Source organism: Streptomyces sp. NPDC047117 (genome assembly GCF_040643545.1).
Lineage (GTDB): Bacteria > Actinomycetota > Actinomycetes > Streptomycetales > Streptomycetaceae > Streptomyces.
In genome coordinates this window covers 1-1,139 of the sequence record NZ_JBEYUN010000052.1, presented here as the reverse complement: position 1 = coordinate 1,139, position 1,139 = coordinate 1, and the positions used below count along the sequence as shown (strand labels likewise).

The window sequence follows — 1,139 nt, the reverse complement described above, 5'->3', positions numbered from 1 at the left end:
GCCCAGCGCGCCGGCGCCCCCCTGGTCGCCGGCACCAAGGACCCCGTCTCCGGCGCGGCGGAGGTCGTCGCCTTCGCCGAGGAGCACGGCCTGCCGATCGCCATCAAGGCCGCCTTCGGCGGCGGCGGCCGCGGCCTGAAGGTCGCCCGCACCCTGGAGGAGGTCCCCGAGCTGTATGACTCCGCGGTGCGCGAGGCGGTGGCCGCCTTCGGCCGCGGCGAGTGCTTCGTCGAGCGCTACCTGGACCGCCCGCGGCACGTGGAGACCCAGTGCCTGGCCGACAAGCACGGCAACGTCGTGGTGGTCTCCACCCGCGACTGCTCCCTGCAGCGCCGCCACCAAAAGCTGGTGGAGGAGGCCCCGGCGCCGTTCCTGTCCGCGGAGCAGAACGCCGAGCTCTACCGCGCCTCCAAGGCCATCCTGAAGGAGGCCGGCTACGAGGGCGCCGGCACCTGTGAGTTCCTGGTCGGCCAGGACGGCACCATCTCCTTCCTGGAGGTCAACACCCGCCTGCAGGTGGAGCACCCGGTCACCGAGGAGGTCACCGGCCTGGACCTGGTCCGCGAGATGTTCCGCATCGCCGACGGCGAGGAGCTGGGCTACGACGACCCGCCGGTGCGCGGCCACTCCTTCGAGTTCCGCATCAACGGCGAGGACCCGGGCCGCAACTTCCTGCCCGCGCCCGGCACCGTCACCGTCTTCGATGCCCCCGCCGGCCCCGGCGTCCGCCTCGACGCCGGCGTGGAGTCCGGCTCCGTCATCGGCCCGGCCTGGGACTCCCTCCTCGCCAAGCTCATCGTCACCGGCGCGACACGGACCCAGGCGCTGGAGCGGGCGCGGCGTGCGCTCGCGGAGTTCGAGGTCGGCGGGATGGCCACCGCGATCCCGTTCCACCGTGCCGTGGTCGAGGACGAGGCGTTCACCTCGGACCCGTTCGCCGTGCACACCCGCTGGATCGAGACCGAGTTCGTCAACGACATCGCGCCCTTCGCCGTCCCGGCCGACGCCGAGGCCGACGGGGAGAGCAACCGCGAGTCGGTCGTGGTCGAGGTCGGCGGCAAGCGCCTGGAGGTCTCGCTGCCCTCCTCCCTCGGCATGCCGCTGGCGCGCGCCGCGGTCGCCGGCGGCGCCAAGCCCAA

The 1,139-nt window shown here is 73.6% G+C and carries 1 protein-coding gene; it reads left to right on the top strand.

Annotated elements, in window-relative coordinates; translation table 11 throughout:
- Positions 1-1,139 (top strand): ATP-grasp domain-containing protein (locus ABZ840_RS37710; RefSeq protein ID WP_361568606.1); only part of this gene is annotated, 1,139 nt, incomplete at both ends.